Source organism: Hydrotalea sp., assembly GCA_030054115.1.
Classification (GTDB): Bacteria; Pseudomonadota; Alphaproteobacteria; order JASGCL01; family JASGCL01; genus JASGCL01.
Map to the genome: position 1 here is coordinate 1 of JASGCL010000008.1, position 20,815 is coordinate 20,815.

The following is a 20,815-nucleotide window of genomic DNA, read 5'->3' on the forward strand; positions in this document are numbered from 1 at the left end:
AAAAACTATATGACGAGACCATCGCCGAAAAAATGAACCGCGCGGCGTGAGGGGGCTATTTAATTTTTAATTTATTTCTAATTCCTAATCCTAATAAAAATAATAAAATGGCTGAAAAAATCTTGGCAAAAAGGTGAGGGAAAGAATCAACGTCAGCAATGAGCAATGGAATGGGGGCAATTGCCTTAACTGATAGAAATAGCGTTTGAAGGAATGTTTCTAAATTAATTTTATATATATAAACATAAATATTGCTAAGAATAATTAATCCTAAAAAAGACCAAAAAGGCCGCGATATAGATTGCCCATAATCAGAGAGAAAAGAATATAGTTTTATAACTGCTATATCGATTATATTATAAAATTTATTTGCCTCGCGTAGCCTCATTAAGCGGATTTCTAATTGTATAGCGTTAAATTTTAATTCATATTCATATTGATGATTGGTAATAGCAATCTCTTTTAATTTTTGAAAAATATCATCATATTTCTCATCTAATTTATTCCCACGCTTTAATTCTTTTAATGATGGAATGTTTAATTTTGAAAATCTTATATCCGATACACGGTTAGCATTTGTAAAGTCAGGTATTGTTTCTTCAAACTCTACTTTTGCTAAAATGAGGTTGGCGTCCGACGTCAAAATCATTTTGTTAAATTTTACATCATTTCCAGCAAATACAGCTTCTGAAAAATCAGCAACTTTTTTAAATTTTATACCGACAAAATCAACATTATCTTCAAAAGTTGTTTTAAAAAAATTGACATTTTCATTACATGTTACATCTGAAAATAATACCTTGGTTCCAAAAACAGCATTGGAAAAATTAAGGAAGCTGAATTGAACTTGTTTAAAGCTAGTTATATTATCCTTAGCATTTTTATAAAAACTGCTATCGCTAAAATCAGCCGAATCGTTAAAAATTACTCTTGAAAAATTAATCTGATTACCCTTAAATGTTGCCCCCTGAAAACTTGCTTTTTTTTCAAATTGTGAATTTGAAAAGATGGATTCTTTTTCAAAATTTGTTTTTTCAAAACTTGCCTCTCCTTTAAATATAGCATCCATACATGAAATGTAGCCCACATCACACCCAGCAAAATTAATACCCGTAAGGATACAATTATTAAAGAAAATATCTTTATTAATATCAAAATTCGCTTTCTCGAAACGAACGCTTATATTACTATTTTGAAACCTAACGTCGCCCCAAAAAGATGCGCCTAGAAAAATAAGGTGTTTTGCCTCAACTTCTTCAAAATTTGCGTTTGAAGAAAAATGCGCACGGGTAAAGTTCGCCTCTGCAGGAAATCGTGCCTTATTAAAATCTGATTCTTCTTTAAAACAAGCAAACGTAAAATTTGACTCTTGAGAAAAAATGGCTTCTTCAAATCTTGCACTTTGATTAAATATTGCATCACCAAAATTGGCTCCTTTTTTAAATTCTGCCTTGGAAAAATTAACATACCCTTCAAAATTAGAATTGCTGAAGTCAATGCTATTTATAAATGTTGCTTTTTCTAAATCTACATCATAAAAAAAGTCTAAAAATTGCAGATTTATATTTTCGCCTAAATAGCCAAAACCCGGAAAGACGGGATTTTTTCTTTGCCATGCTCCCCATGATGCGGCACTAGTGATTAATGCCCTAACCATTTCGCTAAATGCCTTTTCCAAATATTTTAGCGGTCTATTTATTATCTCTTGCTCATTTCTCCTCTTTGTCATTCTTTCCCATAGCTTAAGCCACTCGCTTTCGGTCATGTTAGCGGGAAAAGAATTAGATGTTCTAGTCATAATATAAAGTAATCATGATTCTGATTTTACAACAAGTGATTTTATAAGCTATGTAACTTATTGACGGGACGCGCGAATCGCCATCTAAATGAAAAATGGCTAAGGAAAAGAAAAATTTTGTTTGTAACAATTGCGGCGCGCTGGCGGTGAAATGGCACGGCCAATGCCCCGAATGCGGCGCGTGGGAATCGTTGCAAGAACATGTGGTCAAGGCCGCCCCGCCCATCGGCGGCAAAACCAGTGCGGCGCGGCGCGGCGGGCTTACAAGCCATATCCAGCTCCTGCCGCTCAAGGGCGAGCAGGAACACCACGAGCGGTTATCGACTGGCATGGTCGAGCTCGACCGCGTCCTCGGCGGTGGCATGGTCAAGGGCTCGGCAATGCTTATCGGTGGCGACCCGGGTATCGGCAAATCAACCCTGTTGTTACAGGCCATGGCCGCCATCGCCAACAACACATCGGTTGCCTATATTTCGGGGGAGGAATCAATCGAACAAATTCGCCTGCGGGCGGCGCGGCTTGGCCTGTCGGAAAGTCCCTTGACCCTGGCGGCCAGCGACGATGCACGCGACATTGCCGGCTTAATGGTCGGCGACAACCCACCACGCGTCATGGTTATCGATTCGATACAAACCCTGTATGTTTCTGATTTAGACGCCGCCCCGGGCACGATCCAGCAAGTTCGCGCATCGTCGCAAATTTTAATCCGCACCGCCAAAACCACCGGCACGGCGATTTTTTTGGTCGGCCACGTGACCAAGGATGGCGCCATCGCCGGGCCAAAATTGCTCGAACATATGGTCGACGCCGTGTTGTATTTCGAGGGCGAACGCGGTTCGCAATACCGCCTGCTCCGTTGTCATAAAAATCGGTTTGGCTCGTCAGACGAAATTGGCGTGTTCGACATGACCGAACGCGGCCTGATGGAAGTTGAAAACCCATCCCATTTGTTTTTATCATCGGGCAGTGCGCATCGCCCGGGCGCGGTGGTGTTCGGCAGTATGGAGGGCACGCGCCCCCTGTTGTTGGAGATGGAAGCCCTTATCGCCCCCAGTAGCCTGGCCTACCCCCGGCGCACCGTCGTCGGGTTTGATGCCAATCGCCTGGCGATGATTTTGGCGGTGCTGGAAACCCGCGCCGGTATAAAACTTTCGACCCGCGATGTTTTTTTAAACGTCGCCGGCGGCATGGCAACCAAAGAGCCGGCATCTGACCTGGCGGTCGCCACCGCCCTTATCAGCGCGCACCTGAATAAAGAAATGCCCGAGGGGGTGATGGTGTTTGGCGAGGTTGGGCTGTCGGGCGATGTGCGACCGGCGCAAAAACCCGCCCTGCGGATTAAGGAAGCCGTCAAGATGGGGTTCGGCGATATATGGTTGCCGGGTGATAAGGTGTTTTTTGACAAATTAAACAAAGAATTATCTGGCACCAAGTTCCGTGCCACGCCAATAAAAAAAATTGACGATGTGGTAAAAATGTTTTAGAAGGATAGTGTTACCATGTTCGATACCCTTGCGATTGCTGTTTTATCGCTGTTTGCCGTCAGCGGGATGATGCGGGGTTGGCTTACCGTGTTGGGGCAAATGGTATGCTGGTTTTTAAGCCTGCTGGTCGCCATCATGACGGGTTCTTATTTAACCGATTACCTTATCAACGACGTCAATATCGGCCATGGTTTGGGGGCGCAATATGCTGGGGCTATTGAAATTGCCGCGACGATTTTTATTTTTGGTTTGAGTTTGATTTTAACCGCTGGCTTTGTGCGCGGTTCGGCCATGTATCATCGGGAAAATGCCCATATCGAATTGGGCGACAAAATTGTTGGTTTGTTTTTTGGCGCGGCGCAGGGGGCGGCGGTGATGATATTTGTTTACGCCCTGGCCTTCTCGCTTATCGGGAAAAAAGATGATAATTTTTTGCAACATGCAACCGCCACAACATACCTGGACCCCATAACCCGCCAAATTATCAGCAACATCACCCCCGAATTATCAAACCAAACAAGATACAAAAGCTTGCTTCAGATATTTAACAACGCGCCGGCAGTTGATAAAAACTTTAATAAGGCGTCTAGTAAATAACATAATTGTCCAACAACCAAAAAATGACAAGCAACCACAAACCATTCATGATGCCCACCAACCGTGAAGACGACAAACCGCGCGAATATTGCGGCGTGTTTGGCGTGTTCGGCGTGCCCACCGCGCCGGCGCATGTGGTGTTGGGGCTTCATGCCCTGCAACATCGCGGCCAAGAATCGGTCGGGATTGTTTCCGAACAACATGGCAAATTTTACAGCAAGAAGGCGCTCGGCCTGGTGGGTGATAATTTTTCCGACCCAAAAAAAATGGCCGGCCTGTTGGGGAAAAATGCCATCGGCCACAATCGTTATTCCACGACCGGCGACAGCGATTTAAAAAATGTTCAACCGCTTTACGCCGACACCAACCACGGTGGCATCGCCATTGCCCATAATGGCAATTTCACCAACGGCATCATGTTGCGGAAAGATTTAACCAACCAGGGCGCGTTGTTTCACAGCACCACCGATTCGGAGGTCATATTGCACCTGATGGCGCGCGAAACGGGGAGTGTCGCGCAGAAATTGGAAAAATCATTGCATAAAATTAACGGCGCCTATGCCTTGCTGTGCTTAAGCAAAGATTGCCTTATCGGCGTGCGCGACCCATTTGGCATTCGCCCCTTGGTGCTGGGGCGGTTTAGCCCGGCCGACGGCGATGGTTATGTGCTGGCGTCTGAAACCGTGGCGCTCGACATGGTGGGGGCGACATTCGTGCGCGACATTGCGGCCGGCGAGATGATTGTCATTGAAAAGGACCGCGTTACCCAAAAACAAATTTTTCCAAAACTAGTTACCCCGCGCACCTGTTTATTCGAATATGTTTATTTTGCCCGCCCCGACAGCGTGGTCGATGGTATATCGGTTTACCAGGTGCGAAAAGAAATGGGGCGTGAATTAGCGCGCGAAAGCCCGATTAAAAACAGCCACGACGATGTGGTGGTGGTGCCAGTGCCCGACAGCGGTGTGCCGGCGGCGTTGGGCTTTGCCGAGGAATCGGGCATACCATTCGACCTGGGGATTATTCGCAACCATTATGTCGGTCGCACATTTATCGAACCCGCGCCGAAAATTCGCCACCTTGGCGTAAAATTAAAACACAATGCCAATGTTTTTTCGTTAAAAAATAAACGTGTTGTGTTGGTCGATGATTCGTTGGTGCGCGGCACCACCGCGCAAAAAATTGTCCAATTGGTGAAGGACGCCGGCGCGCGCGAGGTCATCATGCGTATTTCATCACCGCCGGTCAAATTCCCTTGCTATTATGGAATCGATTTACCAAACCCGAAAGAGCTAATCGCCAATAGCATGAGCATCAAGGAAATAGCCAGGCAATTGGCTTTGGGCGATTTGGCGTTTTTGTCGCTTGATGGGTTATACCGCGCGATGGGCGAAAAACATGGCCGCGACCCAAAAAACCCGCGCTTCACCGACCATTATTTCACCGGCGATTACCCGGTGCCCCTGACCGATAAAAACCTCGACCGCAAAACGCATCTATCGCTTATCCAAGACATCGGTGCGCGATGAGGTTGGTGGGGATGTATAATCATGGCCGTGCAAGCATCATCTGAAATATCCCCCGCCATATCACCGAAATGGTGCGCCATGATGGCGGCCTATAACAGCGAAATGAATCGCCGCCTTTACACCGCCGCCGATAAATTGCGGGAAGATACCCGTCGCGCCGATGGCGGCGCATTTTGGCACAGCATCCACGGCACGCTATGCCATTTGTTGTGGGGCGATGGTATGTGGATGAGCCGTTTTGCCGGTTGGGAAAAACCAACCACCATGGTGCGCGAAAGCGACAACATGATAAAAGAATGGGAAGAGCTCCGCAGCCGCCGAATCGCAACTGATAAAAAAATTGAAGAATGGGTTGCGAGCTTAAACCAAGAGATATTGTCGAAAGACTTAACCTGGCAATCGGGGGTGACGATGCGCGAAATGACCCTGCCGATGTGGGTGGCGGTCAGTCATTTTTTTAATCACCAAACGCACCATCGCGGTCAGGCACATGCCCTTATCACCCGCGCCGGCGGCGCGACCGGCGATACCGATATTCCATTCATCCTTGATTTTGAAAAACTTGGCTTGCTGTAACCCTGTTCTGCCCCGCCTACCCCGCCCGAGCTAGCATTATGTTTTTTTTTGCTTTAAATAACCCAGCATGAGCGATATTTCGATCACGGTTGTGCCATTTCACCCTAAATTAGGTGATAACCATGGCAATGCCGAAAAAATTATTGCGATTTTACGCGCCGAAAAACAACAGAAAACCGATTTGGTTATTTTTCCCGAACTGGCCATCACCGGTTATTACGTGCGCGACCTGTATCAACAACAGAATTTTTTGGCCGCACAGGATGACGCCCTGCAACAAATTATGAAAACCTCGGCGGCGGAAAACTTGCCGGCATTTATCATTGGCGTGGCGCGGGGTGTGGCGCAGGGTTTGGCAATGCAACCGGCCGATAATAATTTGCATCGCGGTTTAAAAAACAGCCTGCTGTTCATTGACCAGGGACGCGTCATCGGCCAACATGATAAATACAACCTGCCCAATTATGATGTGTTTGATGAGGGTCGATATTTCACACCCGCCAACCAAGAGGACAAGAATTTTGCGACGCCGATTAAATGGCGCGGCATGACATTGGGCGTGATGATATGCGAAGAATTATGGCAGGGCGATATGCCGCCGCTTATCGCCGAACATAAACCCGACATGATGGTGGTTATCAATGCCTCGCCCTTTGAACGGGGCAAACCGGCGCGGCGTGTGGCCCTGACCGCCGGGGCCGCAAAAAAATACCAAACGCCGGTAATTTACAACAACATGTATGGCGGGTTTGATGAAATTATTCTCGATGGCCACAATATCGTCGCCGACAGCAATGGCGATATAATCGCCAACCAATTATTTTTAACCGACATGGTGCGTTTGCAATGGCGGGGCGGAAAAATTACGGCGCAAGAAAATACTCCACAAGTCATAAAAGAAAATACCATCGAAACCATGGCGCAGTATTTTGCGGCAATAAAAATTGGCCTAAGCGATTATATGGCCAACAATGGTTTTACAAAAATCGTGGTCGGCGTTTCGGGCGGCATTGATTCGGCACTGACCCTGGCCCTGGCGGCGGCGGTTATCGGCAGGGAAAATGTTCTGGCCTATTTCCTGCCCACCGGTTATTCCAGCGACAGCAGTCGCGATGATGCCCAAACCCTGTGCGATAATTTTGGCGTCGATTTAGAAACCATTGCCATCGAACCGCTTTACCGCCTGTTTCTATCGACATTAAAAATAAATGAAAAAAATGGCGCGGCGGTTGGCGTTACAGCGCAAAATATTCAATCACGCATTCGCGGCGTTATATTGATGGCACGGGCAAATGAAACCGGCGGCTTGTTGTTGGCAACCGGCAATAAATCGGAATTGGCGGTGGGTTATTCGACGCTCTATGGTGATTCCTGCGGCGGGTATAATTTGCTGAAGGACCTTTATAAAAAAGACGTCTACGACCTAGCGCGGTGGTTAAACCAACAACATAAGCCGCAAATTCCAACGTCGATTATTGATAAGGCACCAACCGCCGAATTATCCCCCGGGCAAAAGGATTCTGATTCCCTGCCACAATATGACATCCTCGACGCCGCCCTGGAAAAAATTATCGAGGGGTTTGGCGCGGGCAACATCGACAACAACATTGAAAAAATGTTGCGGCGCAATGAATTCAAACGCAACCAATCGCCGCCCGGGCCGAAACTAACCACACGCGCCTTCGGCAATGGCTGGCGATTGCCGCTGGGGTATCGGCCACGCAACAATGGCGAGGATAGAAAATAATATCTTGTGGTGAAGCATGCCGTCCCTTATCAACTCGCCAGCTGTCACACTGCATACCCCGCCGCGTGATTGCCCACTGTGCCCCGACCTTTGCCAGCATCGCCAAACATTGCGCGCCGCACATCACGATTGGTATAACGCGCCGGTTGCGGGCTTTGGCGATTTGCAGGCGCGGGTTTTTATCATCGGCCTGGCCCCGGGGGAACGCGGTGCCAACCGCACCGGCCGACCATTCACGGGGGATAAAGCCGGCGATTACCTCTACACCGCATTGCGCGAACATCAATTCGCCAGTGGCAATTATGGCGGCGTGGCGGACGACGGCCTTACCCTGCAGGATGTATTCATCAGCAACAGCGTCAAATGCGCACCGCCCAAACACCGCAATGTCAGCCCGCTTGAAAAACGAAACTGCCGACAGTTTTTAATCGCTGAATTAACCGCCTTAAAAAACCTGCGGGTTATTTTGACCCTGGGGCAAACCGCGCACCAAGCCCTGTTTGAATTATTCGCAGACATCGACGACAATATAAAAATAAAAAATTACAAATTCGGCCATAAACAACAACATCATGTCGTGGTGGCCGGGCGGGCGTTTGATGTTATCAACAGCTATCATTGCTCGCAACGCAACATGAACACAAAAATTTTATCGCCCGCTGATTTTTTGGCTGTTTTTTCGTTGATTCATGCTATGATAGAACATTAAATATAATAGAATAAACATAAGATTGCGAGTGCCACACCATGACGACCAACCACAGCGATAAAATCTGCGCCCTACAGATGGATCCCTTGGAAACCATCAAATTAGAATTCGACAGCAGTTTCGCCCTGGGGCTGGAGGCGCAGAATCGCGGCTTCAAAATTTTTCATTACCTGCCAAAGGATTTAAGTTATCACGGCGATAAAATGGTCGATGGCAAACGGGTGGCGAATTTAACCGCGCGCGGGCAATTTGTTACCCTGCAACAAAAAAAGGGCGACCATTTTAAAATAACCGCACAGGTGGCGGCGCAACCGATGGATGAATGCGCCGTCGTCTGGTTACGGCAAGACCCACCGTTCGACATGAATTACATCACCAATTGCCACCTGTTGGAATTGCTGATGGACACCAGCAACACCCTGGTGGTCAACAACCCGCGGTCGGTGCGGTCATCGCCCGAAAAATTGGCGACATTATATTTTGCCAACCTGATGCCGAAAACCATCATCTCGGGCAACCTCGACGAATTACAAGATTTTCACCAAGCGGTCGGCGACATGATTGTCAAACCGCTCCATGGTAACGGCGGGTCGGGCGTGGCCTTTTTGCCAAAGGGCGACCCCAACCTCGCGGTTTACCTCGAGCTACAACAGGGCATGAACAAAAACATGCCGATTATGGGCCAGGCCTTTATCAAAAATGTCAGCAAGGGCGACAAGCGAATTATTTTAATCGACGGCGAACCCTTGGGTTGGTTTAACCGCACGCCCGCCAGTGGCCAGGTGCGCGCCAATACCCGCGCCGGCGGCGGGGTGGAGGCTTGCGAACTGTCGCCGCGTGATAAAGAAATTTGCGCCGCCCTGAAACCATGGTTGCGCGAACGGGATTTGTTTTTTGTTGGGATAGATGTTATCGATGGTCACCTGACCGAAATTAATGTAACATCGCCAACTGGTATTCCGTCAAGCGATCGGTTGATGGGCACGACCCTCGCCAAGGATATGTGGAATATATTAGAAAAAAAATTAAAAGCAAAAGGTCATGATATTTAATCATCATTATTTTTCACAAAACATCAGCGGTTTTTTAACCGACCAAGCCAATCATAAGGACTTATTAGCCAACGATTTTCTGCTGGCAACATTTGCTGAATTAAAACCCATCATCAGCAACATCAAAACCATTCTTGATGGCGATGACAGCACAACAAGTTTTATCAATAAGGCGGTGGCAAAAAAATTGGCCGCGCTGTTGACATTGCCGACCAAGCAAGACGATGTGCTGTTGTTTGAAGAAATCACCAAGCAATTGGTGGCGCGCCACATTACCAAGGTTATTATCCTCGGCACCGGCGGTTCGAGCCTGGGGTCGCAGGCCCTGTATGAAATGGCAAGCCAAATTGAAAAAACCACCATCTACCCACGGCTTGAAATTCTTATCAATTTCGACCCGATAGATTTTCACAACAAAACAAAGGACATCGATTGGCATCACACCGCGTTGGTATCGGTCAGCAAATCGGGCGACACGCTGGAAACAATTTTGCAAACATTATATCTTTTGCCATTGATAGAATCTGCCCTGGGGCATGACCTGGTGAAGCATCATTTTTTGACGGTGTCGGAGGATAAAGAATCCCCCTTAAATAATTTGGCCGATTATTACGGCGCGCAAAAATTGGTGCATGATGCCAACCTGTCGGGGCGTTTTTCGGTTTTGTCGGTGGTCGGTATGTTACCCGCCGCCATGGCCGGCCTGTCGGTCAGCAATATCAGGAAGGGGGCGAACGATTTGTTACAACATTGCCTGTCGCTGGATTTGGCCAGCAACCCGGCGGCGCAATCGGCCATCGCTATTTTTGGCCTGGAGGAAACGCGGCAAAAATCGGCGGTGGTGATGTTGCCCTACGCCGATAGGTTAAGCACCCTGTGCCGTTGGTTTCGCCAATTATGGGCCGAAAGCCTGGGGAAAAATGGCAAGGGCTCAACGCCAATTTTTGCCACCGGCCCGGTTGACCAGCATAGCCAATTGGAGCTGTGGCTTGGCGGGCCGCGCGACAAAATTTTTACCATTCTCAGCACCGCGGAAAAACTTAACCTCGCGACGCCAGAAAAAAAATTATTGGCATTGCATGATAAAATGGCAAGTTATGATGGTATTAATTTGGAAGACATGATGGCGGCCTGCGCCAATGGCATCACCGATGTTTTTTTAGAATATCAATTACCGGTCAGAACCATCGCCCTGGCAAAACTTAACGAGGAATCAATCGGCGCGTTGTTGATGCATTTTATGATGGAAACATTATTCGTTGCCTTTTTACGCGGCGGGTTTGACCCGTTCGACCAGCCAAAGGTAGAAGATGGTAAGAAAAAAATTCGTCGTCAATTAGACCATATCCGCACCAGCAAGTCATAAACACCATGGCGATTAAAAAATTATCGTCCGCCATGATAAACCGCATCGCCGCCGGCGAGGTTATCGAGCGGCCGGCCGCCGCGCTGAAAGAATTATTGGAAAATGCGATAGACGCCGGCGCAAGCCATATCGACATTCGCACCACTGGCGGCGGAATTGGCAATATCACCATCAGCGACAATGGGGTTGGCATTGCCTCAAGCGATTTGCCACTGGCCATCGAACGCCACGCCACGTCAAAATTAAGCGATGAAAATATATTAGACCTGGCGTTTTTGGGGTTTCGCGGCGAGGCCCTGAGCGCGATTGGCGCGGTGGCGCATTTAAAAATTATCAGCAAAACCGCCGACCAACCAGATTTTTTTTCCATCGCGGTTGATGGTGGGCAAGTGGGGGCGGTCGCGCGCCACCCGGGCTTCACCATGGCGGCCATAACATCAGCCAATCGATTGTCGTCGGGCACGAAAATTATCATCGATGATTTGTTTTACAAAACGCCAGCGCGTTTAAAATTTTTGGGTAGCGAGCGCGTCGAGCGCACGCGGTTGCGCGAAGTCGTGGAAAAAATTGCCCTGTCGCACCCGTCGATTGGCATAAGTTATTGGGAGGAAGAAACCGAAAAATATAATTTCCCGCAAGGCCAAGAACTGCCCCAACGGTTGGAAATATTGTGGGGGCGGGAGGTGGTGGATGGCCTCCTCCCCCTTGCCGAAAAACCGGCGGGCAAAGAATTGGCGGAAAAAACCGCGAGCGATATTTGGCTGTCGGGGTTTTGTTCATTGCCGACGATTTTTCGCAAAAACCGCTCGGGGATTTATTTTTTTGTTAATGGCCGCGTGATTAGCGATAAAAATTTTTATGGCATCGTGCGTGCCGCCTATCAAGATGTTTTAGCGTCCGACCGCCAGCCATTTGTGGTTATCGACCTGCATTGCCCGCGCGTCATGGTTGATGTTAATGTGCACCCGACCAAGGCCGAGGTGCGATTCCAATTCCCAAAGGAAATCCACGGATTGGTGATTAAAAGAATAAGGGACGCCCTGCACCAACATGGCAAGCGCACCGCCTCCGCCATTGGTGCGATTGGCGACACCATCGGCCTCGACCCGAATCGACCCATCGCGCCGCTACCTATCAGCCAAACCATGATGCCACATAATTTGCATGAACCAACCCGCGAATTATTCACCGGCAAGGATAATATCGAAAGCCTGCGCCGTGGCAATATGCCGGTCATGGAAAATTCTGCTGGTAACATCGCGCAATTTTTTTCGCCGTCATCGCCCGGGATGAATCTGGCGGAATCGCAAACCACGCCATCTTCGCCGCCCGCCGATTATTTGGGCACGGCCTTGTTTCAATTTGCCAAAACCTACATCATCGCCATCAAAAAAAATGGCGTGGTGCTTATCGACCAACATGCGGCGCATGAGCGTTTGGTTTATGAAAAATTAAAAAAACAATTTTATAACAATGCGGTCGCGGCGCAAAATTTGTTATTGCCGATTGTTAAAACCATCACGCCGGAAATGGTGGAGGGTTTTTTGCAACAGCAGAAAAATTTTAACCAGGTCGGGATTTTTTATAACTTGATGCCGTCTGCCGAAACCATCAGCTTCACCGCCCTGCCCGCGTTGTTATCGAAAAACCATGCCGAACATATTGTTAATGACATCATCGATTCTTGCCACGATTGGTTTCAACTTTATGACACGACCAAAAAAATCGATGCTATTTTATCGCGCCTGTCGTGCCATGGGTCGATTCGTGCCGGTCGCGAATTGAGCATCGCCGAGATGAATGGTTTGCTCCGCGAGATGGAGGCGACCGATAATTCCGGCCAATGCAACCATGGCCGGCCGACCTATATCGAATTGCGGCAACAGGATTTGGAAAAACTATTTGGCCGGACAAGGTAGTTTGCGCGGGCAACCCAAAAACCCCACAAGCCAAAAGCAATTGAAAAAATTGGCGCAATGTTTTATGGTGAAGCCACCTCATCATGAATGCACAACCAACAAACCAAGCAAAAAGCGCGGTGGCCGCAGGGCAAGATTCGCTTATCGATAAAATCATCGGCCGCGATAATTACGGCCGCTGGCTGTTTTCGATGTTTTTGTTGACGCTGGTGATGCTGGTGGTCGGTGGGCTGACGCGGCTGACCGAATCCGGTTTGTCGATTGTCGAATGGCGCGTCGTGATTGATATTTTGCCGCCGCTGAACCAGCGTGATTGGGACGGGCTGTTTGCCCTTTACCAACAGACCGAACAATATAAAGCATTGGGTGATATTTTTTCGCTGGATGATTTTAAGCGTATTTTTTGGTGGGAATATAGCCATCGCCTGCTGGCGCGGTTATTGGCCTTTGTCTTGATTGGCGGCATATTTACCCTGGCCGCGACCGGCGGGTGGAAAAAAATTTCTCGCCACCAATTGCTTGGTTTGTTTGCGCTGTTTGTGTTGGGCGGCATGCAAGGGTTGGTCGGCAAATGGATGGTGGCGTCGGGGTTGTTTGTCGCCAGTTCGGTCGCGCCGCTTAATTTGGTGGCGCATTTTTTTATGGCGGTGGTAATTTTGTTCGTGCTTTACACCATGATGGCAACCCACCGCGGGCAAATGTTTCATTACCGCCCATTGCGTTTTGTATTGAGCTTGGTTCTGTTGGCGACATTATGCTTGGGCAGTTTAACCGCCGGCGCCAAGGCCGGTTACGCCTATGGCACCTGGCCATTGATGGGCGATGGTTTCGTGCCGAGCGATTATTGGTGGCAGGGTAACCAGGGGGCCGGTGATGCAACCTTCACCGCCACCACGCAATCGACCGACACCGCCAAAACGGTGATGAGCAAAAAATTGGGGTTTTGGCAAAATGCGGTGCTTAACCCATCGGCGATACAATTTCACCATCGCCTGTTTGCCTATATTTCATTTTTTCTGGTCTATTATTATTTTTTTGTGATGCGCCGCGAAGCCAAAAAACATAACAACAAACGGCAAATGATAAAGGCCGCCTGGTTGGTGTTGGTGGTCAGCAGTCAATTGTTCCTCGGGATTTTATTGGTGACCAACAATATCCCGCTTCAACTGGCGGCGTTGCACCAATGGGTTGGCATTATCACCATGTTGATTGCTTTCTCAACCTGGTTTGGTTATGAAAGACGCCACCATGAACAATAATATCTTGGCCAGCCGCCTGTCGGCCATCAAGCCCTCCCCCACCATCGCCATGACGGCGCGTGCCGCCGCCCTGAAAAAACAGGGGCGCGACATTTTATCATTGAGCGCGGGCGAACCCGATTTCAAAACGCCGCAACATATTATCGATGCCGCCACCAACGCCATGAACAAGGGCTTCACCCGTTACACCAGCCCAGCCGGCCTGCCCGAATTTCGCGATGCCGTGGCGCGTAAATTAAAACGCGACAATGGTTTAACCTACAGCGCGGACGATATTCATGTCGGGGTCGGCGGCAAGCAGGTCATCGCCAATGCCTTGATGGCGACCATCAACCACGGCGATGAGGTCATTATCCCCGCGCCATACTGGGTCAGCTACGTCGATTTGGTGTTGCTGTTCGGCGGCAAGCCGGTGGTTATAACCGGCCATGAAAAAAATAATTTTAAAATCACGCCGCAGGATTTGGAAAAAGCCATCACGCCCAAAACCAAATGGTTTATTTTTAACAATCCGTCGAACCCGACAGGCATGGGTTATGACAAGGGTGAGTTGCAAGCCCTGGGGGCGGTGTTGGCCAACCACGAATCTATTTATATTTTAACCGACGAAATTTACGAATTTTTGGTTTACGATGATTTTCGATTTACCGCCTTCGCAGAGGCCAACCCCGCCCTGTTCGACCGCACCATTACGTTAAATGGTTTGTCAAAGGCCTATGCCATGACCGGTTTTCGCGTTGGTTATGGTGCCGGGCCACGCGCTATTATTTCGGCCATGAACATGGTGCAATCGCAATTGACCAGCTCGACCAGCACCGTGTCGCAATGGGCCGGCGTCGCCGCGCTGGATGGCAACCATGATTTCATCGCCACCCACAATGCCGAATTTAAAAAACGCCGCGACATGGTGTTGGCGGCATTATTATCGATTGATGGGATTTCCTGCGTCAAGCCAAATGGCGCGTTTTACCTGTATCCTTGCGTCAAGCATTTTATCGGCAAAAAAACCAAGGACGGCAAGACCATCGACAGCGACGACGCGATGGCCGAATACCTGCTGGAGCGTGCCGAGGTTGCCTTGGTCGCCGGTTCGGCCTTTGGCCTGTCGCCCTATATCCGTATTTCCTACGCCACCAGCATGGATATTTTGCAAAAGGCAATGACACGGGTAAAAGAATCACTAGCCGAATTGCGGTAAGGATATTTTTCTGCTAAGGCTTTTGGCGGACATCTGACGTTTTTGGTGATGGTTTTGGGGCTGTAGCTCAGTTGATAGAGCGCATCGTTCGCAATGATGAGGTCGTGGGTTTGACTCCCATCAGCTCCACCAATCCCCGCCCAAAAATAATATTAAAAAAGCCCGGCGGCGATATTGATGGTCAGGGCGATAATCGCCGTGTTGAAAAAAAACACAATAACGCAATGCAAGGTAACGGTGCGCCGCATCAGGTGCGATGTAACCTTAACATCGGCGGTTTGCGCGGCGGCACCAATCACAAATGAAAAATAAATGAAGTCCCAATAATCGGGGGTGCGCGGGTGGCCGGGAAATTCTAGGCCATGAATCGCCTCCCTATCCATCGCCATGTAATAATCATGGGCGTAATGCAGGGCGAACATGGTTTGCATGAATATCCAGGACAGCACCACCGTCGTCGCCGCCAACAAAACATGCAGCAACCGGTCGCCGCCGTTAAGTTCTTTGGCAATCGCCAGCTCGGCAATAATCGCCACCAGGCTGGCCACGGCCGCACCGGTGGTGAGGAGGAGAAATATATTCCGCCCCTCGTCCTGCAGGGCGGCGCGGCGGCGAATGCTTTCGGTCGTGCCGCGAAACATCACCCAACCGACTATCAGCAAATAAAACAATAGCGATGTATCCCACGCCACCAACATGCGCGTTGCCAATTGCCAATGCCAGGTCGCAGGCTGGAAAAAAAATAAAATAACACCCGCCAAGACCGACAAGAATAACGTCGGCCGCGCCCGCAGGTGATGAATGATGGGCAGGTTTTTTTTGATAATGCGCCGCTTCATACCCTATTGTTGAAAACCAAAATAATTAAGGAAGAAGCACCAGAGGATAACCTCGCTCACGACTTGCAAAAACCCCAGCGAATCGCCGGTCAGGGGTAATTTTTTTTGCCGATGCAATAAAAAAAATACCAACAAACTACCGGCCAGCACCAAGCACAATGTTACCGGCAAATGCCACCACATAATACCCCATGGTGCCTGTGCCCCCACCGAATCGCCCAGCACAACCATATCGCGCGCGGCGACATCGGGTTTTGGGAAAAACGCAACCAGCCATAAAACCTGCAACGGCACCAGCAACGACAAAAAATTCGGGCGCGCCACATGGTGGAGCGAGCTCTGGCCTTTTTTCTCCAGCGGTAAAAACAACGCCGCCGTCATGGCAAGTCGCGACAGGGCGGCGGACAACACCAACGCCAAAAAAATATAATGCAATTGCCAACCATACATCAGCACCAACGCGGTGAAGCGCGTGTAAAATAATATAATAAGACCGACCACGCCAAAACTGCCGATATGCGAATCCTTCATAATGCTGAGGATTCTTTCTGGGTCGCGCTTGCCAAAATAACCATCGCAAAAATCAGCAAATCCATCCTCATGCAGGCAACCGGTCAGAAGCACGCCGGTAACGATAGCCGCCAACACGGCAAATATGTGAAATACCTGTAATGCCAATAACCCGACAAGCAACCCGCCGACCACCGCGCCGATGCCCAGCCCCGCCACGGCCATTGCGCCGGGCGACATTAAATTATATTGCTTGGAAAAAAATGCCGACGGCAAGGGCAAGGTGGTTAAAAAACCAAGGGTTTGCCAAAAACCATAAAAAATTTTCTTGATTGAATTCATTGCGTTTTGTTTCAACTGCCTATTATACCCATGATTTGCCAACAACGCCAGCGGCAACATAGCAAGCGGTTGTTTATTGACAACCTTTGTGCTAGGTTTGGCGAGACAACATGAGCATATAAAATACAAAATGAATCAAGAATCGCAAAACGCGCAAGACGCACCAAGTTTTATTGACTGTGGATTATCACCCGAATTGGCAAAAATAGTAACCGACTTAGGTTACAATACACCAACGCCCATCCAACAAAAATCTATCCCCGCGGTATTGATGGGCAGAGACGTCATCGCCGTTTCACAAACCGGTAGCGGTAAAACCGCGTCCTTCGCCCTGCCCGCGATTGATATTTTAGCCAACCAGCCGTCGCGCGCCCGCATGCCGCGTTGTTTGATTTTGGAACCAACCCGCGAATTGGCCAGCCAGGTGCTGGACAGCATCACTGCCTACACCAAGCATGTTAATTTGCGCTCGGTGCTGTTGATTGGCGGCGTGGCCTTTGACCCGCAAAAAAAGGATTTGATGGCCGGCGCGGATATTATCATCGCCACCCCCGGGCGTTTGATTGACCATATCGAACGCAGTCGCCTTATCCTGACCGATATTAATTTGTTGGTTATCGACGAAGCCGACCGCATGCTCGACATGGGTTTTATCCCCGACATTATAAAAATTTTGAAGCTTTTACCAAAATCGCGCCAGACGCTGTTGTTTTCTGCCACCATGGCCGACGAAATAAAAAACCTGACCCACCAATTCATGACCAACCCAAAACAAATCGAGGTTTCCCGCCCCGCCAGCACGGCCCAGACCATCGACCAACGAAAAATTCATTTGACCGACCGCGACAAATTACCGACGCTGGTAAAATTGTTACAGCAGGAAGAAATAAAAAACGGCCTGATATTTTGTAACCGCAAAAAAGACATCAGCATGGTGATGAAAACCCTGCGCGGCCGCGATATCAAGGCCGAGGAATTGCACGGCGACCTCGACCAGCATCAACGCCTGCGCACCCTGCAGGCATTTCGCGACGGCACCATCAATCTGTTGGTTTGTTCCGATGTTGCGGCGCGTGGGTTAGACATTCCCGAGGTTAGCCATGTTTTTAATTTGGATGTGCCAACCAGCGCGGAGGATTACGTGCACCGCATCGGTCGCACCGGTCGGGCGGGCCGAACTGGCAAGGCGATTATTTTTGTCGCGCCGAACGAAATGGAATATTTGGCGGACATCGAAAAACTTATCCAGCAAAAAATCCCCATGTGGCAGACCGATAACAATCGACAAGCTGACAACGCCGGCGACAGCGGCAACCAACCAAGCAACCAACGGCGCGATAATGCACGTGACCAGGGACGTGACCAGGGACGCGACAACCAACAATATAACGACGGTCGCGATAACCGCAACCAAGGACGCGACCGAGGCTATGATAATGAGCGACCCAGTAGGCAGAACCAAGGCCAAGCGCGCGGCCAAGGCCGAGAACAAAGATATGGCCAAGAGCGTCGGCAGGGTTCGGGGCATGGCTATGGCCCAGAAAAGAAATATGAACAACGATATGAGCGTGGAGATGAGCAAGGCCAAGAGCCCAGACAAAATTCGCGACAAGATTCACGGCAGGGGTCGGGGCGCGGCCGAGGTTACGAACAAGATTATGGTCAACCGCAAAGGCAAGCCCGCCCCGCCCCAAGACCCGCCGCCCGGCAAGCCCTCAACGACCGTGGTATCGACCATGGTGGTGATGATGGCGGCGATGACGCCCTGCCGAGTTTTTTAACCACGCCGGTGCACAAACGATAAAAAAAACGCTGTCCACGCGCCAATAAAACCCGTCATTAACTTGTCATGACTTGTCCCGACCTGCTATAGGGTGAAACATCATGCCTGCCGACATTTCCACCAACAAACGCAACATGCGCTTGCTTGATAATATCAACAGGCCAAAAGATTTTCGTCATTTTACCACCAAGCAATTAAAACTATTGGCAACCGAATTGCGCACCGCCATGGTGGAATCGGTGGCACAAACCGGCGGGCATTTGGGGGCCAGCCTTGGCGTCGTTGAACTGACCATCGCCCTGCATTATGTTTTTGACACGCCAAAGGATCTGCTGGTGTGGGACATCGGCCACCAAACCTACCCCCACAAGATGCTGACCGGTCGCAAGGACCAGATGAGCACCCTGCGCCAAGAACATGGCCTGTCGGGCTTTACCATGATAAGCGAAAGCCCGTTCGACCATTTTGGTGCCGGCCACAGCTCGACCGCCATTTCGGCCGCCCTCGGCATGGCGGTGGCCAACCAAAAAACCGGCCGCACGCGGGATAAGGTCATCGCCGTGATTGGCGATGGCGCGATGAGTGCCGGCCTGGCGTTCGAGGCCATGAACAACGCCGGCCATTTAAAAACGCCGATGGTTGTTATCCTAAACGACAACGATATGTCCATCGCCCCACCGGTCGGCGCGCTCAGCGATCACCTGAGCATGCTGATGTCGAGCAAGCCATTTTTGGGGTTGCGGCAATTGACCTTCGACGCTTTTGATTTTTTACCAAAAAAAATAAAAAGCCGATTAAAATTGACCGAACGCTACGTGCGTGGCCTGGCCAGTGGCGATAATTTTTTTGAACATTTGGGTTTTTATTATGTCGGGTTGGTCGATGGTCATAACTTGGATCACTTGGTGGCGGTGCTAAAAAATATCAAACGTTCCAAATTGCAAATGCCTATATTATTGCATGTCATGACAAAAAAGGGCAAGGGTTACCAACCCGCCGAACTGGCCGCCGACAAATTCCATGGGGTGAGTCAATTCGATGTGGCATCGGGTAAATCTTTATCGGCGAAAAGCACCAAGCCAACCTACACCAGTATTGTCGGCCAAAGTTTGTCTGAAATTATCGCGGCGGATAAAAACGTCGTCACCATCACCGCCGCCATGCCGGGCGGCACCGGATTAGATATAGTTGCCGAACGTTTTCCCAAAAATGTGCTTGATGTTGGCATCGCCGAACAACATGCTGTAACCTTCGCCGGCGGCATGGCGACGCGCGGCTTGAAACCATTTGTTGCTATCTATTCCACTTTTTTACAACGCGCCTTTGACCAGGTGGTGCATGACATCGCGGTGCAGAATTTGCCGGTGCGTTTTATTTTGGACCGCGCCGGTTTTGTCGGGGCCGACGGCGCAACCCACCACGGCGCGTTTGATTTGGCGATGCTGTTGCCCCTACCCAATTTTATTATTATGGCGCCAAAGGACGAGGCCGAATTGCGCGCCATGATTCACTTTATGAAAGATTATGACCAAGGCCCCATTGCTATCAGATTCCCACGGGGCAATGGTTTGGGCGTCGCCATGCCAAAAAAACCGGATAAGATAACCCTGGGCAAGGCCGAAATTATCACCGCCGCCAAGAATCGCGACGGCAAAAATGGCGGCAATATTGTTTTGTGGGCATTGGGGTCGATGGTGCAAAAAACCAGCGAGGCGATGGAGATATTGCAAAAACAAAATGCCAGCGACGACCTGCTGGCGCGGCTGACATTGGTCAACAGCCGTTTTGCCAAACCGCTCGATAAAAAAATGATAGAACAATTGCGCGCCGACCACGGGGTTTTTATCACGCTTGAGGAAGGCTCCTCCGGCGGCCTGTCAGCGCAGATGGCCGATTGCCTGCAGGATTTGGAATTGCATGATGGCAAAAAAATCGCCCTCTACAGCCGGCACATGCCCGATGTATTTATTGAACAAGCAACCCCCGACCGCCAGCTAACCCTCGCCCATCTATCGCCGGCTGAAATAGCCAACTTTATTTCTACAATTTATTCTGCTATGATAAAAAAGTAGATTACCTGTTTTTATTACCTACGACTTATTTTTAT

General features: G+C 49.5%; 16 protein-coding genes and 1 tRNA gene. 14 read left to right on the forward strand and 3 right to left on the reverse strand.

The window, feature by feature from the left end:
- Nucleotides 1-55: 55 nt before the first annotated feature.
- A complete protein-coding gene (locus QM529_02780; protein ID MDI9313588.1) occupies nucleotides 56-1,765 on the reverse strand; it encodes a pentapeptide repeat-containing protein in 1,710 nt (569 codons plus the stop codon).
- A gap of 128 nt (nucleotides 1,766-1,893) precedes the next feature.
- On the opposite strand from QM529_02780, the gene radA reads away from it, so the two are divergent.
- From radA to QM529_02840, 12 genes are all read left to right on the forward strand, one after another.
- Nucleotides 1,894-3,282, forward strand: a complete 1,389-nt coding sequence (radA, locus tag QM529_02785; protein MDI9313589.1) for a DNA repair protein RadA — start codon at nucleotides 1,894-1,896, stop codon at nucleotides 3,280-3,282.
- A 15-nt stretch (nucleotides 3,283-3,297) separates the two neighbouring features.
- Nucleotides 3,298-3,879 carry a CvpA family protein gene (locus QM529_02790; protein ID MDI9313590.1) on the forward strand — a complete coding sequence of 194 codons (582 nt, stop codon included), beginning with the start codon at nucleotides 3,298-3,300 and terminating at the stop codon, nucleotides 3,877-3,879.
- Nucleotides 3,880-3,902: 23 nt separating this feature from the next.
- The gene (gene purF, locus QM529_02795; protein MDI9313591.1) at nucleotides 3,903-5,408 is read left to right on the forward strand and encodes an amidophosphoribosyltransferase; all 1,506 of its coding nucleotides are present in this window, start codon (nucleotides 3,903-3,905) and stop codon (nucleotides 5,406-5,408) included.
- Nucleotides 5,409-5,429: 21 nt separating this feature from the next.
- Entirely contained in the window at nucleotides 5,430-5,984 is a 555-nt protein-coding gene (locus QM529_02800; GenBank protein ID MDI9313592.1) for a DinB family protein, read from the forward strand.
- Nucleotides 5,985-6,051: 67 nt separating this feature from the next.
- On the forward strand, nucleotides 6,052-7,731 hold the full coding sequence (locus tag QM529_02805; protein MDI9313593.1) for an NAD+ synthase: 1,680 nt from the start codon (nucleotides 6,052-6,054) through the stop codon (nucleotides 7,729-7,731).
- Between the two features lie 16 nt (nucleotides 7,732-7,747).
- Nucleotides 7,748-8,440 carry a uracil-DNA glycosylase gene (locus tag QM529_02810; protein ID MDI9313594.1) on the forward strand — a complete coding sequence of 231 codons (693 nt, stop codon included), beginning with the start codon at nucleotides 7,748-7,750 and terminating at the stop codon, nucleotides 8,438-8,440.
- Between the two features lie 38 nt (nucleotides 8,441-8,478).
- On the forward strand, nucleotides 8,479-9,492 hold the full coding sequence (gene gshB, locus QM529_02815; GenBank protein MDI9313595.1) for a glutathione synthase: 1,014 nt from the start codon (nucleotides 8,479-8,481) through the stop codon (nucleotides 9,490-9,492).
- On the forward strand, nucleotides 9,482-10,858 hold the full coding sequence (locus QM529_02820; protein ID MDI9313596.1) for a hypothetical protein: 1,377 nt from the start codon (nucleotides 9,482-9,484) through the stop codon (nucleotides 10,856-10,858). The genes gshB and QM529_02820 overlap by 11 nt, the downstream gene beginning before the upstream one ends.
- A gap of 5 nt (nucleotides 10,859-10,863) precedes the next feature.
- Entirely contained in the window at nucleotides 10,864-12,777 is a 1,914-nt protein-coding gene (gene mutL / locus QM529_02825; protein MDI9313597.1) for a DNA mismatch repair endonuclease MutL, read from the forward strand.
- 83 nt (nucleotides 12,778-12,860) lie between these two features.
- Nucleotides 12,861-14,036 carry a COX15/CtaA family protein gene (locus tag QM529_02830; protein ID MDI9313598.1) on the forward strand — a complete coding sequence of 392 codons (1,176 nt, stop codon included), beginning with the start codon at nucleotides 12,861-12,863 and terminating at the stop codon, nucleotides 14,034-14,036.
- Nucleotides 14,026-15,234 carry a pyridoxal phosphate-dependent aminotransferase gene (locus QM529_02835; protein MDI9313599.1) on the forward strand — a complete coding sequence of 403 codons (1,209 nt, stop codon included), beginning with the start codon at nucleotides 14,026-14,028 and terminating at the stop codon, nucleotides 15,232-15,234. Before QM529_02830 ends, QM529_02835 begins: the two co-directional genes overlap by 11 nt.
- A 56-nt stretch (nucleotides 15,235-15,290) precedes the next feature.
- Nucleotides 15,291-15,366 (forward strand) — tRNA-Ala (locus QM529_02840).
- Nucleotides 15,367-15,386: 20 nt separating this feature from the next.
- Here the strand turns inward: QM529_02840 and QM529_02845 are convergent.
- Both QM529_02845 and QM529_02850 read right to left on the reverse strand, forming a co-directional pair.
- On the reverse strand, nucleotides 15,387-16,073 hold the full coding sequence (locus QM529_02845) for a DUF1345 domain-containing protein (protein MDI9313600.1): 687 nt from the start codon (nucleotides 16,071-16,073) through the stop codon (nucleotides 15,387-15,389).
- A 3-nt stretch (nucleotides 16,074-16,076) separates the two neighbouring features.
- Nucleotides 16,077-16,925, reverse strand: coding sequence for an adenosylcobinamide-GDP ribazoletransferase (locus QM529_02850; GenBank protein MDI9313601.1), 849 nt, complete (start codon nucleotides 16,923-16,925; stop codon nucleotides 16,077-16,079).
- A 130-nt stretch (nucleotides 16,926-17,055) separates the two neighbouring features.
- On the opposite strand from QM529_02850, the gene QM529_02855 reads away from it, so the two are divergent.
- Both QM529_02855 and dxs read left to right on the forward strand, forming a co-directional pair.
- Complete coding sequence (locus tag QM529_02855; GenBank protein MDI9313602.1) at nucleotides 17,056-18,729, forward strand: DEAD/DEAH box helicase; 1,674 nt, start codon at nucleotides 17,056-17,058, stop codon at nucleotides 18,727-18,729.
- An 80-nt stretch (nucleotides 18,730-18,809) separates the two neighbouring features.
- A complete protein-coding gene (gene dxs, locus QM529_02860) occupies nucleotides 18,810-20,780 on the forward strand; it encodes a 1-deoxy-D-xylulose-5-phosphate synthase (protein MDI9313603.1) in 1,971 nt (656 codons plus the stop codon).
- Nucleotides 20,781-20,815 lie beyond the last annotated feature (35 nt).

Coding starts and splice junctions, on each gene's coding strand:
- QM529_02780 (MDI9313588.1), bottom strand. CDS start 1,765: ATGACCGAAAGCGAGTGGCTTAAGCTATGGGAAAGAATGACAAAGAGG.
- radA (MDI9313589.1), top strand. CDS start 1,894: ATGGCTAAGGAAAAGAAAAATTTTGTTTGTAACAATTGCGGCGCGCTG.
- QM529_02790 (MDI9313590.1), top strand. CDS start 3,298: ATGTTCGATACCCTTGCGATTGCTGTTTTATCGCTGTTTGCCGTCAGC.
- purF (MDI9313591.1), top strand. CDS start 3,903: ATGACAAGCAACCACAAACCATTCATGATGCCCACCAACCGTGAAGAC.
- QM529_02800 (MDI9313592.1), top strand. CDS start 5,430: ATGGCCGTGCAAGCATCATCTGAAATATCCCCCGCCATATCACCGAAA.
- QM529_02805 (MDI9313593.1), top strand. CDS start 6,052: ATGAGCGATATTTCGATCACGGTTGTGCCATTTCACCCTAAATTAGGT.
- QM529_02810 (MDI9313594.1), top strand. CDS start 7,748: ATGCCGTCCCTTATCAACTCGCCAGCTGTCACACTGCATACCCCGCCG.
- gshB (MDI9313595.1), top strand. CDS start 8,479: ATGACGACCAACCACAGCGATAAAATCTGCGCCCTACAGATGGATCCC.
- QM529_02820 (MDI9313596.1), top strand. CDS start 9,482: ATGATATTTAATCATCATTATTTTTCACAAAACATCAGCGGTTTTTTA.
- mutL (MDI9313597.1), top strand. CDS start 10,864: ATGGCGATTAAAAAATTATCGTCCGCCATGATAAACCGCATCGCCGCC.
- QM529_02830 (MDI9313598.1), top strand. CDS start 12,861: ATGAATGCACAACCAACAAACCAAGCAAAAAGCGCGGTGGCCGCAGGG.
- QM529_02835 (MDI9313599.1), top strand. CDS start 14,026: ATGAACAATAATATCTTGGCCAGCCGCCTGTCGGCCATCAAGCCCTCC.
- QM529_02845 (MDI9313600.1), bottom strand. CDS start 16,073: ATGAAGCGGCGCATTATCAAAAAAAACCTGCCCATCATTCATCACCTG.
- QM529_02850 (MDI9313601.1), bottom strand. CDS start 16,925: ATGAATTCAATCAAGAAAATTTTTTATGGTTTTTGGCAAACCCTTGGT.
- QM529_02855 (MDI9313602.1), top strand. CDS start 17,056: ATGAATCAAGAATCGCAAAACGCGCAAGACGCACCAAGTTTTATTGAC.
- dxs (MDI9313603.1), top strand. CDS start 18,810: ATGCCTGCCGACATTTCCACCAACAAACGCAACATGCGCTTGCTTGAT.